At 74.4% G+C, this 14,857-nt stretch carries 11 protein-coding genes; 3 read left to right on the top strand and 8 right to left on the bottom strand.

All coding sequences use genetic code 11. The annotated features are described in order from the left end of the window. Positions 1–9 precede the first annotated feature (9 nt). Both ACIOHG_RS13650 and ACIOHG_RS13645 read left to right on the top strand, forming a co-directional pair. The gene (locus ACIOHG_RS13650) at positions 10–2,352 is read left to right on the top strand and encodes a collagenase (RefSeq protein ID WP_400949354.1); all 2,343 of its coding nucleotides are present in this window, start codon (positions 10–12) and stop codon (positions 2,350–2,352) included. 138 nt (positions 2,353–2,490) lie between these two features. Then, the gene (locus ACIOHG_RS13645) at positions 2,491–4,278 is read left to right on the top strand and encodes a glycoside hydrolase family 36 protein (RefSeq protein WP_400949351.1); all 1,788 of its coding nucleotides are present in this window, start codon (positions 2,491–2,493) and stop codon (positions 4,276–4,278) included. Between the two features lie 15 nt (positions 4,279–4,293). Here the strand turns inward: ACIOHG_RS13645 and ACIOHG_RS13640 are convergent, their stop codons facing one another. The 8 genes from ACIOHG_RS13640 to ACIOHG_RS13605 form a co-directional block, all read right to left on the bottom strand. Then, positions 4,294–4,668 carry a hypothetical protein gene (locus tag ACIOHG_RS13640; protein WP_400949349.1) on the bottom strand — a complete coding sequence of 125 codons (375 nt, stop codon included), beginning with the start codon at positions 4,666–4,668 and terminating at the stop codon, positions 4,294–4,296. Between the two features lie 116 nt (positions 4,669–4,784). Beyond that, positions 4,785–5,216 (bottom strand): roadblock/LC7 domain-containing protein, encoded by a 432-nt coding sequence (locus ACIOHG_RS13635; RefSeq protein WP_400949947.1) that lies wholly within the window; start codon positions 5,214–5,216, stop codon positions 4,785–4,787. Between the two features lie 37 nt (positions 5,217–5,253). After that, entirely contained in the window at positions 5,254–6,408 is a 1,155-nt protein-coding gene (locus ACIOHG_RS13630; RefSeq protein ID WP_400949346.1) for a hypothetical protein, read from the bottom strand. Next, positions 6,405–6,788, bottom strand: coding sequence for a hypothetical protein (locus ACIOHG_RS13625; RefSeq protein WP_400949344.1), 384 nt, complete (start codon positions 6,786–6,788; stop codon positions 6,405–6,407). The genes ACIOHG_RS13630 and ACIOHG_RS13625 overlap by 4 nt, the downstream gene beginning before the upstream one ends. A 180-nt stretch (positions 6,789–6,968) precedes the next feature. Next, a complete protein-coding gene (locus ACIOHG_RS13620; RefSeq protein WP_400949341.1) occupies positions 6,969–8,312 on the bottom strand; it encodes an MFS transporter in 1,344 nt (447 codons plus the stop codon). Continuing rightward, positions 8,309–8,926, bottom strand: coding sequence for a winged helix-turn-helix domain-containing protein (locus ACIOHG_RS13615; RefSeq protein WP_400949338.1), 618 nt, complete (start codon positions 8,924–8,926; stop codon positions 8,309–8,311). Before ACIOHG_RS13615 ends, ACIOHG_RS13620 begins: the two co-directional genes overlap by 4 nt. An 82-nt stretch (positions 8,927–9,008) precedes the next feature. Continuing rightward, entirely contained in the window at positions 9,009–11,354 is a 2,346-nt protein-coding gene (locus ACIOHG_RS13610) for an immune inhibitor A domain-containing protein (protein ID WP_400949336.1), read from the bottom strand. Positions 11,355–11,439: 85 nt separating this feature from the next. Further along, complete coding sequence (locus ACIOHG_RS13605; protein ID WP_400949334.1) at positions 11,440–13,542, bottom strand: prolyl oligopeptidase family serine peptidase; 2,103 nt, start codon at positions 13,540–13,542, stop codon at positions 11,440–11,442. Positions 13,543–13,595: 53 nt separating this feature from the next. On the opposite strand from ACIOHG_RS13605, the gene ACIOHG_RS13600 reads away from it, so the two are divergent. Beyond that, a complete protein-coding gene (locus ACIOHG_RS13600; protein WP_400949332.1) occupies positions 13,596–14,834 on the top strand; it encodes an aminotransferase class V-fold PLP-dependent enzyme in 1,239 nt (412 codons plus the stop codon). Positions 14,835–14,857: the final 23 nt, after the last annotated feature.

The raw sequence follows: 14,857 nt of genomic DNA, 5'->3' as shown, positions 1-14,857 counted from the left end.
GCCCCCACCATGCGCCCGACCCGAAAGACCCTGCTGGCCACGGCCGTCGCCGCCACGCTCGCCCTGCCCGTCCTGCAGAGCGCCCAGAGCGCCCAGGCCCTCCCCGCCGTCACGGCCGCCCCCGCGCCCGCACCCGTCGCCGCCCCCGCCGGGCGCGGGGCCTACGACGAGGTCGCGCACCTCGGCTCGGCGACCGAGCGGACCGGCACCGCCGCGCCCGCGCCCGGCGGCGGTGTCCTGGACGGCAACCGGATCCCCGGGGCGCTGCCCGCGAGGATCGGTCAACCGGCACCCGCGGCAGCCGAGTCGGGGCCGACCGGCGCCGCCGCGACGACCGCGGCCGGCGTCTCCTGCGACCTGAACGGCATCACCGGCCTGTCCCCGCAGGGCCTGGCCGACTTCCTGGCCGACCCGGCCGTCACCGAGAGCTGCCTCGGCGCGATCCTGTGGACCTGGGACGCCCGGTTCGCGACCACCATGGACCCGGCGCACGTCCAGGCGGTCGCCGCGAAGGCGCAGAGCCTGGCCGCGGCGAACGACCCGAACCTGTACCAGCTCTGGTACTTCCTGCACGCCGCCGTCTTCCACGACTTCACCCAGGACTCGATCGACCTGACCGCCGCGCCGACCACCGCCGCCGTCCAGGCGGCGATCGACGCCCACCTCGCGGGCGGCCGCGCCTTCGACGCGACGCCCGAAGCCGGCCTGGTGATGCGCGAGTTGGGCATCGTCGCGGGCGCCACCGGGATCCGCGAGCACAACCTGCCGCTGTTCAAGCAGATCCTGTCGCACTTCGGCCCGGGCAGCCCGCTGGTGGCCGTCCCGCAGTGGGGCGGCGGCGCGCTGGCCCCGCTCACCGCGAACTTCCTCGGCATCGGCAACCGCGACCGGGCGTACGTCTCCGCCGTCACCGCGGACGCCGAGTTCCGCGGCCTGCTGCGCGGCTTCGCCACCGCCGGGTACCTGAAGGGCACCCCGAACGAGTGGGTGGCCCGCGACGCCATGGGCGAGTACGGCCGGTTCGGGCAGATCGACGCCCTGACGGCGCAGATCACCGGCGAGATCGGCGCCCTGCTCACCGACACCGGGACCACCTTCGGCACCTCCACCGGCCCGTGGATCAAGGTCGTCGGCTGGGCCAACACCTACCAGGTCTGCGCCCAGTACGACGTCTGCACCGACACGATCGAAGCCCGGCTCTTCCCGCAGACCTACAGGTACGACAACGGCGCCATCGAGGTGCACACCGCCCTCGACAAGGCCACCGTCGACCGGATGTACTATGCCAGCAAGCAGGTCAAGACCCAGTTCTTCCGGGTCCTGGGCACCGATGCCCCGCTGGCCGGCGACACCAACGACACCCTGCACATCCACCTCTACGCGACCCGCTCCGACTACGAGGTCTACCACCCCCTGCTCACCGGGATGGCCACCAACAACGGCGGCATCTACATCGAGCGGGGCGCCACCTTCTACACCTACCAGCGCACCCCCGCCGAGTCGTACCTGACGCTGGAGGAACTGTTCCGGCACGAGTACGTGCACTACCTCAACGGCCGCTGGGCGGTGCCCGGTTACTTCGGCGACCCGCGCTGGTACGCGAACGACCGGACCACCGCGATGGACGAGGGCACCGCCGAGTTCTTCGACGGCGCCACCCGCGACCAGGGCATCGCCGTCCGCCGGGCCCTGGTCGCCGCCCTCGCCCGCGACGAGGCGGCCGGCATCCCCCGGATGACCGTCGACCAACTGCTGCACGCCCGCTACGACGACACCCCGGCCTTCCACTTCTACAACTACGCCGGCACCTTCTTCGAGTTCCTCTGGACCGCCCACCCGTCGCTGCTGCGCGAGATGTACGGCCACCAGCGCGCCGACGACCCGGCCGGCTTCGACGCCTGGCGCACCCGCCTCGGCGCCGACCGCAACCTGAACGCCGAGTACTCCGCGTTCCTCGACGCCCAGATCAAGCAGGTCGACCAACTTACCGTCCCCAAGACCGACTTCACCCCGAACGGATACCTCCAGTACGCCTACCCGGCCGAGGTCCGGGCGGCGTTCGCCAAGGCCACCTACAACACCCCGGACTGCACCGACAACGGCGACTGGGACAACAAGCCGATGCGCTTCGTCTGCACCGGCCGGATCACCGCCAACCTGTCCGACGCCGGCAACCCGGACCGGGTGTTCAAGGACATGTCCGCCACCGTCGACTACTTCGTCCTGACCCGCACCAAGGGCGTCGCCAACAACCTCGACGACATGAACTGCTGGTTCGGCAAGGTCGACGTCTGGACCGGCGGACAGGCCGGCAGCGCCGACTACACCTGCGAGGGCCCGCTCCGCCGCTGAGCGGCACACCGACACCGGCCCCCGCCCCAACGCCCCCGCCCCGACCGGCCGTTCGACCGCTTCCGCGGCCGGCCGGGGCGGGCCCACCCCGCGCCCCGGGCCCTGCGCGCCCGCGGGCCCCGCGAAAGGAACCACCGCGTGACCGCGCTGTCCTGGGACGGCTCCGCGCCGTCGTCCGGCCGGACCGAGACCACCCGCACCGTCGAGGCCGGGCCGCTCGCCCTCCGCGTCACCGCCATCGGCAGCGACACGGCCCCCGCCGTCACCGTCACCGCCACCGGCACCCCCGGCGTCCTGCTGGTTGAGGCCGCCGCCACCGGCCCGGACACCCGGCTGCGCATCGAATGGCACCTGCCCTGCACCGGCGCCACCGGCTACTGGACACCCCACACCAACACCAGCTGGCTACCCCCCAGTTGGGCGCTGCCCCGGGAAGCCTCACTGCCCAAGGGCGCCCCCGTCGGCAGCCTGGTCGGCCCCGGCGACGGCGCCCTGTGCACCTTCGCCGTCGGCGAACTCGTCCGACCCGTCACCATCGGCGAGGGCGCCGTCGAGGAGACCGGCCGGTTCAGCTGGTGGGTCGAGCACGACGGCCCGACCCTCGCCCTCCGCCTCGACCTGAGCGGCCGCCACTTCGCCGACACCGTCCGCGAGTGCGCCGACTGGTGGGCCGGCCTCGCCCCCGTCCGCACCGTCCCCGCCGCCGCCTTCGCACCGGTCTTCTGCACCTGGTACGCCCTGCACCTGGCGATGACCTCCGCCGACGTCGAACGGCTCGCCGCCCTCGCCGCCCCGCTCGGCTTCCGCACCCTGATCGTCGACGACGGCTGGCAGACCGACGAACGCACCCGCTCCTACGCCACCACCGGCGACTGGCGGCCCGCGCCCCGGGACTTCCCCGACTTCGCCGCCCACGTCCGCCGCGTCCAGGACCTCGGCCTCAACTACCTGCTCTGGCACGCGATCCCGTTCGTCGGCGACCGCAGCGAAGCCGCGAAACTGCTGGCCGGGCACACCCTCGCCCACCTGCCGCTGCTGGAGACCTTCCTGCTCGACCCGCGCAGCCCCACCGTCCGCGCCCACCAGGTCGACCGGCTCGCCGCCGCCGTCGAGGAACACGGCGTCGACGGCCTCAAGGTCGACTTCATCGACACCTTCGCCCGCAAGCCCCAGCCCGGCGCCGCCCCCCACACCACCTCCCCGGAAGCGGACTGCGCCACCGTCGCCGAAGGCGTGCGGAAACTCCTCGCCGCCCTCGACACCCGGCTCCGCGCCACCCGCCCCGACGTCCTGATCGAACACCGCCAGGACTACATGGGCCCCGGCCTGTGGCCCTACGCCGACATGGTCCGGGCCACCGACTGCCCGCACAGCGCCGTCGAGAACCGGGTCCGCACCGCCGACCTGCGACTCACCGCCGGCCCGCTCGCCGTGCACGCCGACCCGCTGACCTGGCACCCCGACGAGAGCCCCGAACAGGTCGCCGTCCTGCTCCAGTCGGTGCTGTTCGCCACCGCCCAGGTCTCCGTCGACCTCGGCGCCCAGCACCCCGACCGGCTCGCCGCCGTCGCCTTCTGGCTGGGCGTCATGAAGGAACACCTCGACCTGCTCCAGCGCGGCGAACTCCGCCCGCACCGACCCGAATTGGCCTACCCCCTGATCGAGGCCCGACGCGGCGCACAGCTGGCCTTCGGCCGCTACGCCCCGCTGCCGGTCCGGGCCGCGGGGGAGTGGGAGCTGCTGCTGGTCGCCAACGCCGACCAGGACACCCTGGTCCGGATCGGGTTCGACCGCGCCCCCGGCACCGTCGACCTGCTGGTGCAGGACTGCCTCGGCGGCACCGTCGCCCGGGCGCAGACCCCGGTCGGCGGCACCGAACTCTCCGTCCGGGTCCCCACCGGGGGTCTGCTCACCCTGCGCCGCTGAGGACCGGCCCGCCCGTCAGACCTCCAACTCCGGTTCGATCCGCTTGAGCTGGTGCCGGGCCATCGCCAGGTTGGCCCGGTTCCGGTCCAGCGCCAGGTACAGGAACAGGCCCTTGCCGGTGCGGGAGGTCAGCGGGCGGATCAGGTGGTACTGGCTGGACAGGGTGATCAGGATGTCCTCGATCGCCTCGTTCAGGTTGAGCAGCTCCATGGCGCGCAGCTTGGCCCGCACCACGTCGGTGTTGCCCGCCGCCGCGACGTTCAGGTCCAGGTCCGGGCCGCCGCCGATGGTGCCCAGCGCCATCCCGCTGTTGTAGTCGACCAGCGCGACGCCGATGGTCCCCTCGATGCCGCCCATGATGTCCTTGAGCGCGGTTTCGACAGTAGTCATTTTCTCCGAGTACCTCTTTCTGGAAAGGAACTGACGACCCGTCAGGTCTCGCGGCCTGCGGGTGCCTCGAACGGATGGGACAGTGGGGGAGAGGCCGGCGGGGGTGGAGTCGGAGCTCAGGAGGGCGTCCGGTCCAGGTCCGGGCCGGCCAGGGCGGCTATCCGCACCCCGGCCCGGCGGGCCTCCAGGTGCAGCCGGCCGACATTGGCCTGCGCACCGGCCAGCAGGGTCAGCACGGTGTACGCGCCCGCGGCGTACGTCGCCGTGTAGCCGCGCTCGCCGCGGGTGATCAGCTCCCGGAAGGCGCCCTGCCCGGTCGCCTCGGTGAGCCGCGCGCCCACGCCGAGCGCGGCGGCCGTCAGCGCGGCCACGCTCTCCGCCTCCAGCGCCGCGGTGTCGTGCGCCACCACCAGCCCGTCGGTGGTGGCGACCAGCGAGCCGGTCAGGTGCGGGACGCGCGCCCGCAGGCCGCGCAGCTCGGCCTGCACCTCGGCCTCCGGCAACCCGGAGGGCCGCCGCGCGGTCAGCTGGCGGAACGTGCGCTTCATGACGGGACGGGTGGGCAGGGACGGGTGATCGGACATGTCACAGAGCCTCCAGAGCGGCGCGTAGTCGGAGCAGCAGGCCCACCTCCGGGTCCGAGGGGTCGTAGGAGCGCGGACCGGGCGGCAGCAGCACCTCGGGCAGCGGCGCCGCCGGCGGCGCGGGCTCCGGTACGGCGGCCGGGGGCGGGTCGAAGGCGGCGGGGGCCGACGGCCGGGCCGTCAGCAGCCCGGCCGCGGCCAGCTGCCGGACGTCCAGCAGCGTGCCGAAGGTGGAGCGCCCCAGCAGCCGGGCCAGCTCGGGCACCGTCCGGGAGCCGTCCGCCGCCGCCAGCAGCGCCTGCCGGCGGCGGTGCGGCACCGCGATGCGGCGGGTCGGCGCGCTGCCGGTGGGCAGCAGCGGGGCCCGGTCCAGCTCGGCGGACGGCCAGCAGGCGTCCAGCAGGGCCCGGCGGCGGCCCACCGCGCCGCGCAGCTCCAGCACCGACAGCGGGCGGGAGAGCCGGAACGCCGGGCGGGCCGCCGGGTCGAAGCGCAGCTCGCCGCCGTGCTGGGCGAGCGCGTCCTGCGCACCGTCCAGGGTCGCGGCCAGCCGGGCGAGTTCGAGCTCGCCCGCGCCGACCAGGCCGCGGTCGAGCAGGTGCTCGGCGAGCCGGCCCGCGCCCGGCAGCAGGGCGTCGTCCCAGTCCCGCACCGCGATCCGGCCCGCGCCGACCAGCAGGTGGCCCACCGTGGCGGCGTGCGGGGACTCGGCGTGCACCACCAGGCCGCCCGCCAGGTGCACCGCGCCGTCCGGGCCGTGCAGCGCGCCGGTGGCGCCCTCCGCGGCCAGGTCGGTCAGCGCGGCCTCGAAGGTGGTGGCGGGCGCGCAGCTGGAGCGGCGGCGGCGCGGCAGCGGGGCGGCGTGCGTCCGCCGGGCCCGGGGCCGTTCGACGGACGCCCGTTCGGCGACCGGATCGGGGTCGAACTGCCGTGCGGCGGGGGAGAGCTGGGTCGCGGCGACCGGGGAGGCCACCAGCAGCGGCGGCACCCCCGGCGGCACCGGGAACGACACCGAAGGCGGTAGCGCGGGCGGCAGCGTCGGCCGGGGCGGGACGGGCAGCACCGGCAGGACCGGGAGCACGGCGGGAGGTGCCACCGCGGTCGGCGCCGTCGGCGCCTCCAGGGGCGGGGCGAGAGTGTCGGCGGGCCCGGTCACGAGAGCACCAGCCGGTCGGCGATCGCCGCGAGCCGCAGCCGGGCCATCGCCAGGTTGCCGGCCTCCCGGTCGAGCCGCAGGTAGAGGAAGACGTTGGCCTCGAAGGACGCGGGCACGAAGCGCAGCAGGTGGTAGTTGCCCGCCGAGGTGACGATGACGTCCTCGGCGGGCGGGGCCCCGGTGTCCGGGTCGGCGAACGAGGGGGTCTGGGTGACCGCGCGGGCGAGCTCGGTGGCGTCGGCCGCCCCGACCTCGTGGTCGCCGTCGGGGCCGAGTCCGGCGGTCCCTATCGCCAGGCCGTTCGTCCAGTCGACCAGGCTGACCCCCAGGGCGCCGGTGATCCCCATGGCTTCGGCAAGGCACTCCTCGATCCCGGGCACGTACCGCGTTCCCTCCCCACCGTGCGGGCGGGCACGGCGCGTCGCTGCCACCGCGCTCACCTGCGGTAGTCTGACCAGGACGCTACGCTACCGGGGGCACCCCGGGAGGGCGAGACTTTCCGGCATATCCCTCGGGCATATGCGCGAATGCGCTAGGGTGCCCGGCCGGTTGAGGCCCCGTCAGGTTCCGGTGCCGGTGCTCCCGGCCGGTGCGGGAGCGGCTTCGGGCGCGGGCTCCGGCTCGGGCAGCTCGCGCATCCGCGGGATCGGCGAGAACAGCACCCACAGGCCCGAGGCGACCGCCCCGACCGCCGCGATCCACAGCGCCGGCCGCAGGCCCAGGGTGCTGCCGAGCAGACCGCCCAGCAGCGAACCCACCGGCCGCACACCGAAGTTGACGGCCTGGTAGGCACCCTGGACCCGGGACCGCAGGGCGTTCGGGATGCAGGCCGCGAAGATGCTGCCCGCCGTGATGTCGAGGATCATCACGCCGATGCCGGACAGGAACTCGGCACCGAACAGCAGCGCCGCACCGCCCGTCGAGCCGCCCGCCAGCGGGACCAGCAGCAGCGGCGCGGGGAAGGCCACCAGGCCGAACAGGAAGGCCGGGCCGACGCCGATCCGGGCCGCCAGCCGCCCGGTGAGCGCCGCGCCGAGCAGCGTGCCGACCGCCGCGGCCGACAGTACCGCGCCCAACAGGCCCGCGCTGAAGCCGAGTTCACGGGTGGCGTAGAGCACGAACAGGGCGCTGACGACGAAGGTGAACAGGTTGACGGTGGCGGTGCCGAGCAGCGCCGCCCGGATCACCGGGTCGCGGCGGATCCAGCGCATGCCCTCGGCGGTCGAGCCCTTCCCGGACGCGGCCGGCGGCGGCTCGACCGGGTCGATCCGGCGCAGGAACAGCGCCGAGGCGAGGAAGGAGAGCGCGTCCGCGACCAGGGTCAGCGGGGCGGCCAGCAGTTGGACCAGCAGGCCGCCGAGACCGGGGCCCGCCACGTAGGTCGCGGCCCGGCTGCCGTTGATCAGCGCGTTGCCGCGCAGGTACTGGTCGGCGGGCACCAGGGCGACGAACAGCGGCGGGTTGCAGACGTTGAACAGCACCGAGAGCGCACCGGTCAGCAGCACCGCCGCGTACAGCTGCCAGAGCGTCAGCAGGCCCGCGCCCCAGGCGAACGGGACGGTCAGCAGCACCGCGGCCCGCCCCAGGTCGGCGGCGATCATCATCCGGCGGCGGTGCCCGTAGCGGTCCGCCCAGCCGCCCGCGTGCAGCGACAGCAGCAGGTAGGGCAGGTAGCCGGCGGCGGACAGGTAGCCCATCTGGGCGGCGTCGGCGTGCAGTGCGGTGGCCGCGATCAGCGGGATCACCAGCAGGGTGACCTGGTCGCCCAGCGAGGAGACGGTCTGCCCCGTCCAGTAGCGGCGGAACGCCGGGTCGTGCAGCAGCTCGGGTATCCGGCGGCGCAGCGGGCCGGCGGCGCGGGTGTCGGCGGGGCCGGTGCCGGAGCGGGTGTCGAGGGCGGTCACGGCTGCTCCTCGGGGCGCTCGGCCTGCGCGGCCTGCGCGGACTCGGCCAGCGGGACGGCGAGTTGGACCAGCAGCACCGGGCGGGAGCCGGTCGGGCGCAGTGCCCGGTCGGTCGCCCGGTCCAGGTAGGGGCGTGTCAACTCGGCGATCCGCCGGTCGAGTTCGGTGAGTTCGGCGGCGGTGAGGTGGAGCAGGGTGTCGCCGTACCCGGCGGCCTCGCGCCACTCGGGGGCGTCGCCGGGGCGGCGCACCAGCCACTCGGTGGCGCGGGCGAAGTAGGTGTCCAGGACGGCCCGTTGCAGCCCCTCGGTGGCGGCGGCCTGCTCGGGGTCGGCGGGGGCGGCGTCCCAGCTGGTGAAGACGGCGGTGGCGCGCCAGGGCTTCTCCCGGCCGCGCCCGCCGCCCGCCTCCTCCACCAGCCCGTACTTGGCGAGCTGGCGGAGGTGGAAGGAGCAGCTCGCCACCGATTCGGTGCCGAGCAGCTCCGCCGCGCGGGTCGCGGTCAGCGGACCCTCGCGGCGGAGCAGGCCCACCAGGGCCATCCGGGTCGGATGGGCGTACGCGCGCAGGGCGCGCGGATCGGTGAGCCGGATCTCCGGCGACTGCTCGCTCATGTTCTAAAGCTAGCTTTAGAAAGAACTCTTTACAAGCCCTGGGCGAGCGGGCGGCCGCCGGAGTGTCGGATCGTTCGCGGGCTCAGGAGGCCGGGCCCACCTTGATGGTGGTGAGCTTGCCGCCCTGGGTCTCGCGGACCACCTCGATCCTGGTGTTGGTGTCCGGCACCTTCACCCCGAGCTGCGGGATCGCCGGGTCGGTGTAGACCCCGGTGCGGTCGTTGAACACCGGCACCGCCGGCTTGGCCGGGACCTTGGTCGCCACGCCCGCCTTGTGCAGGGTGAACGCGGTGGTCGGCTTCAGCGAGAAGGTCGCGTCGTACGGCTGCGACCGCCCGTTGGTGACGGTGCCGTCCGCGAAGCGCTGGGCCTGCGGGCGGGCGTCGACCGGGAGGATCAGGCCGCCGCCGAGGTGGTCGACCGTGTTGTTGTCGCCGTAGGCGGTGTCCCACAGCCAGACCAGGACGCCCTCCTGGTACGGGTAGTTGTCGATCACGTTGGTCTTGCCCGCGACGCCCGAGTACCCGAAGTTGTACGGGCCGGTCTGCAGGAAGGCGCCGTAGCCGGTGTAGCGGCGGTTCTCCACCAGGTACGCCCGCGGGTGCTGCTTGACCGCGTCCTTGCCCTGGATGACCGAGAAGCCGACCTGCGCCCAGCCGTTGTCGCCGCCGCTGCCGCCGCCGTTCTCCGCGCCGTCGGCGAACAGCACCGCGCCGCCCGCGGTCAGCTTGACCGCGTCGATCAGCACGCCCTTGCCGTGGGTGTTGGAGTCCGAGGTGACGTGGACGCGCACCTGCACGCTGCTGCCCAGGTAGGCGTCGAGCGGGATGTGCAGCTGCCGCCAGCCGTTGGAGCTGCCGCTCAGGCCCGGGGTGAGGGCCGTGGTGTCGCCGATCGGCTGCCCGTCGACGGTGCCGTGCAGCGGCGTCCAGGTCTTGCCGCCGTCGGCCGAGGCCTCCACCGAGAGGAAGTCGTAGTCCTGCTCGGTGTCGTACCAGGTCGCCGCGTCCAGGGCGGCCGGGCCGGCGGCGCCGGTCAGGTCCACGGTGCGCGCCAGCGAGGCGTCCATGTTGTCGCCGGTGTCGCTCCACCACTGCTTGCCGCCCTCGAACGGGGTGGCCAGCGTGGTGGTGGTGCTGCTCGGCGGCAGGTGCACCAGGACGGCCTGCGCCTGGTCGGTGTGGTAGCCGCTCACGCCCAGGGTGTGGCTGGAGCGGGTGGCGGCCTGCGCCTCGTCGTAGTCGAGCCAGCCGAGCTGCAGCTTGCTCCACGCGTCCAGGTCGCCCGGGTACTCGCCGGTGGTGTTCTTCCCGCGGCCCAGGTACGAGGCCGAGGACATCAGCGACCAGAAGCTGACGGAGTTGTCGCCGCCGGTGGTCGGGTACAGGTCGGGCAGGCCGAGGTTGTGGCCGAACTCGTGCGAGAAGAGGCCCACGCCGCTGTTCTCGCCCGCCTGCACGTAGTCGTAGACGTACAGGCCGGTGTCGCCGACCGGCGCGCCGCCGATCCGGTTCCCGGCCGGGCCGGTCTGGCCGGACGGGTCCGGGAAGGTCCAGCTGCGGTGCGCCCACAGGGCGTCGGAGCCCTGCGCGCCGCCGCCCCAGGTCTCGTCGACGCCGGCGTGCACCACGATCACGTTGTCGAGGTAGCCGTCCGGCTCGTCGAAGTTGCCGTCCTTGTCGTAGTCGTAGCGGTCCTGGGTGTCGTACTGCGCCAGTTCCGCCTTGACGTCCGCCGCGGTGCGGCCCTTGGCGATCTCGCCGTCGTACCAGGCCTTGGTCGCGTCCCGGACGAACTCCTGCGCCTGGGTCCAGGCACCGCCGCCCTGCGGGCCCTTGTTGGAGCCGTAGCGGGCCTCGTTCCACGGCAGCGTCACCCAGTCGGTGACGGTGCCCTCGACGTCGTACCGGCCCGAGGACTGGGTCCGGTAGTAGTTGCGCAGGGAGTTCGCGCCGGGCGTGCTGTCGAAGAACATCTTCTGGTAGTAGTCGCGGCTGAAGTCGCGCTCCCAGTAGGTGTGCGTGTCGTCCTTGCCCGGCTTCGGGATCGCGTTGTGCTGCGGGCCCGGGGTGCCGCCGTAGCGGGCCTGGCCGTTGTACTGGGTGGTGGTGTCGACCTGGTCGCCGAACTGGGCCAGGATCACGAACACCTTGTCGGTGCGCTGCTTGGCCAGCTGGACGTAGTCGTTGCCGACCTTCACCCTGGCCGGCGCCGACCTGCCGTTCTTGGCGACCCGGCCCTGGTTGACCTCGGCCAGCGCCTGCGCGGTGAGCGCCTGCCGGGCCTTCTCCTGCGGCGGCAGCGGCGACTGCGGGGCCTCCTGGCCCTCCGGCGCCTGCTCGGCCGTCAACCGGACAGTGGGGGAAGAGGGTTGGGCGAACGCCGGGACGGCGGTCAGTGCTATCGCACCGGTTGTCAGCGCGGCCATGAGGGCCGTGGGGAGTCTGCGCAAGTGACCCGCTCCTTTAAGGGATGGGCAAAGGAATGAGCGGTAATATTTCACATGTCATCTGCTACAGGGAAGGGGCCGGCGCCGACTCGTCGCGGAGGCCCAACTTTTCCCGCAGGAAGGCGAGTTCCGCCGCCGCGACCCGCTCCAGCGCCCCGTCGGGCAGCATGTGGCTGACACCCGGCAGCGGCAGCACGCTGTGCGGCCGGCCCGCCCGGGTCAGCGCCGAGGAGAGCCGCAGGGTGTGCGAGGGGTGCACGTTGTCGTCCGCCAGGCCGTGGATCAGCAGCAGCGGACGGGACAGCCTCGGCGCGTCGTCGACCAGGCAGTCCGCCGCGTACCCCGCCGGGTTCTGCTGCGGCAGGCCCAGGTACCGCTCGGTGTACGCGGTGTCGTACAGCCGGAAGTCGGTGGGCGGGGCGCCCGCGCAGGCCGCGTGGAACACGTCCGGGCGGCGCAGCACCGCCAGCGCCGCGAAGTAGCCGCCGTACGACCAGCCGCGCACGCCGACCCGCGCCAGGTCGAGGTCCGGGTGCGCGGCGCCGAGGGCCTGCAGGGCCGCCACCTGGTCGTCGAGCGCCACCTGCGAGAAGCGGCGGAAGATCGCCCGGGTGAAGTCCGGCGAGACGAACGGGGTGCCCCGGTTGTCGACCGTCACCACGGCGAAGCCCTGGTCGGCCCACCATTGCTTGAGCTGCCAGCGGCGCGGCTCGTTGGCGATCACCTGGGAGCCCGGGCCGCCGTACACGTCCAGCAGTACCGGCAGCTTGCGGCCCGCCGCGTGCCCGCGCGGGTACAGCACCGCGGCGGGCAGCCCGTGCTCGGTCACCCGGGACAGCAACGGCCGCGGCCGGTAGGGGAGTTCGGCCGCCAGGTCGGGGAAGTCGGTGCTCCCGGCCGGGGTCCGCAGCTCGCGCCGGACGCCGTCCAGCGAGGCCGAGGTGAGCAGCAGCACCTCCCCGGTGTGCGCGGCCACCGCGTGCACGCCCGGGCCCGCGGTGAGCTTCTCCAGCGCGCCGGTGTGCGGGTCCAGCAGGAACACGTGCTGGTCGGCCGGGTCGCCGTCGCCCGCCTCGATCAGCAGCCGGCCGTCCCGCCACGGGCCGACCACCCGGCGGACCTGGAGCCGCTCGTCGGTGAGGATCTTGCCGTCCAGCGCGACCCCGCGCGCGGCCGGGGTGTCGGCGGAGGTCAGCACCCGGCCGTCGGCCAGCCGCAGCGGCGTGCCGGGCAGCGGGTCGACCCAGAACTCGTCGACGGTGCGGCTCAGTTCGCGGGTGGCGCCGGTCGCCGGGTCGGCGCTCAGCAGCAGCACGTTCTGCTGCAGCCGGTCCGCGACGGTCAGCAGCAGCTCGCCGTCGCCCTCCCAGCCCGCCGCCGTCAGGTACGGGAACTCGGCGCTGTCCCAGCGCAGTTGCGTCGCCGAGCCGTCCAGCCGCAGCACCCAGAGCTGGACGTCCGCGTTCGGGCCGCCGGCCTGCGGGTAGGCGAAGGACTCGGCCGGGCGCTCCGGGTGCTCCGGGTCGGCGAAGTGCCGCAGCGGCAGCGCGGATTCGTCCACCCGGGCGGCCAGCAGCGCGCTGCCGTCCGGTGCCCACCAGTGGCCCCGGGTGCGGCCCAGCTCCTCCTGCGCGGCGAACTCCGCCACGCCCCAGAGCGCGCCGTCCGCCGGGCTGAGCCGGCCGCCCGGGGTCAGGTGCAGGGCGCCGTCCGCGACGTACGCGACGGTGTCGCCGGCCGGGTTCGGGCGCGGGTCGAACGCGGTTCCCACCACCGGGAGTTCGGTGCTGGTGCCGGTGTCGGTGGCGCAGCTGAACACCCGGCCGTCGAGGGCGAAGACGGCGGTGCCGAGGTCGGCGGTGGCCGCGAAGGAGCCGATGCCGGGCGCCCACAGCCTGATCCGCTCGCGCAGTCGGCGCTCCAACGGCGGCAGTGCGGCGGCCGCCCCCGTGCGGGCCGGGTCGATCGCCGAGGGGTCGGCGACCAGGCGCTCCTGATGGGTCGTCAGGTCGTACAGCCACAGGCGCTCGACCGGATCGGTGGGCCCGGTGGAGCGCAGGAACAGGGCGCGGCTCGCGTCGGCGGCGAGGGTGACGGCGCGGGGCGAGCCGTAGCCGAAGCGGCCGGTGGCGGCGCTCAGCTCGAGGTAGGGGTCGGTGTGAGTCACCCGCCGATGGTTGCCGTGCCAGGGGCGGTTCGGCTAGAAGTATGCAGTGTGAAATGTCACACAACATGGAGCGGGTGGCGATGACGAACACGGGGAACCCGGGCGCGGACGCGAAGACCGGTGCGGGCGGGCCGGAGCGGTTCGCCCCGCTGCCGGGCAGCAGTACGCTGTTCGGCCTCGACCCGGGCGTCGCGCACCTCAACCACGGCTCCTACGGGGCCGTCCCGGTACCGGTCCAGCGCCTGCAGGGCCGGCTCCGCGCCGAACTGGAACGCGACCCGGACGGCTTCTTCCTGGAGGCGCCCGAGCGGGTCGGCCGAGCCCGCCACCAGATCGCCGCCGCCCTCGGCGGCGACCCCGACCGGCTCGCCCTGATCACCAACGTCACCGAGGGCGTCGCCGTCGCGCTCGACACCGTCCCGCTCGCCGAGGGCGACCAGGTCCTGGTCACCGACCACGGCTACGGCGTGGTCACCCGGGCCGCCGAGCGCCGGGCCGCCGAGAGCGGGGCGAGCGTGCACTGCGTCCGGCTCTCCCCGCACACCCCCGACGCGGAGACGGTGGCCGAACGCGTCCTGGCGGCCGTCACCCCGCGCACCAGGGTCGCCGTCCTCGACCTGGTCACCTCGCCCACCGCCCGGGCGATCGCCACCCCCGCGCTGCTCGCCGCGCTGCGCGAACGCGGCGTCATCACGGTGGTGGACGCCGCGCACGCGCCCGGCGCGCTGCCCGTCGACCTGGGCGGCGCGGCCGGCGGGGCCGACTTCTGGGTCGGCAACCTGCACAAGTGGGCGTTCGCCCCGCGCGCCACCGGCGTGCTGGCCGTCGACCGGCAGTGGCGGCCCCGGGTGCGGCCGCTGATGTTCTCCTGGGAGCACGACCGGGGCTTCCCCCGGCGGGTCGAGTGGCGCGGCACCTTCGACTACACCGCCTGGCTGGCCGCCCCCGCCGGGTTCGCCCTGCTGGAGCGGATCGGCGCCGAACAGCTGCGCGCGCACAACGACCGGCTCGCCGCGCACGGCCAGCAGCTCCTGGTCGAACGCACCGGCCTGCGCGCCCTGCCCGCCCTCCCCGGCCTCGGCATGCGCACCGTCCGCCTCCCCCCGGGCGTCGCCGAGGACGAGCACGCCGCCAAGGCCCTGATGGTCGCCGTCCGCCGCACCCTGCACACCCGGATCGCGGTCCGCCCCTGGCCCGGCGGCGGCATCCTCCGGATCAGCGCCCAGCTCTACAACCGCCCCGCCGAGTACCTCCGCCTCGCCGACGGCCTGGCCCACCTGATCACCCGTTAGCCCGGCAGTCCGGGAACGGGGGG

Origin of the sequence: Kitasatospora sp. NPDC088134, assembly GCF_044741705.1 — a bacterium.
Lineage (GTDB): Bacteria > Actinomycetota > Actinomycetes > Streptomycetales > Streptomycetaceae > Kitasatospora.
Note: the sequence above shows the minus strand (reverse complement) of the source record. Positions and strands in the feature narration are given on the sequence as shown.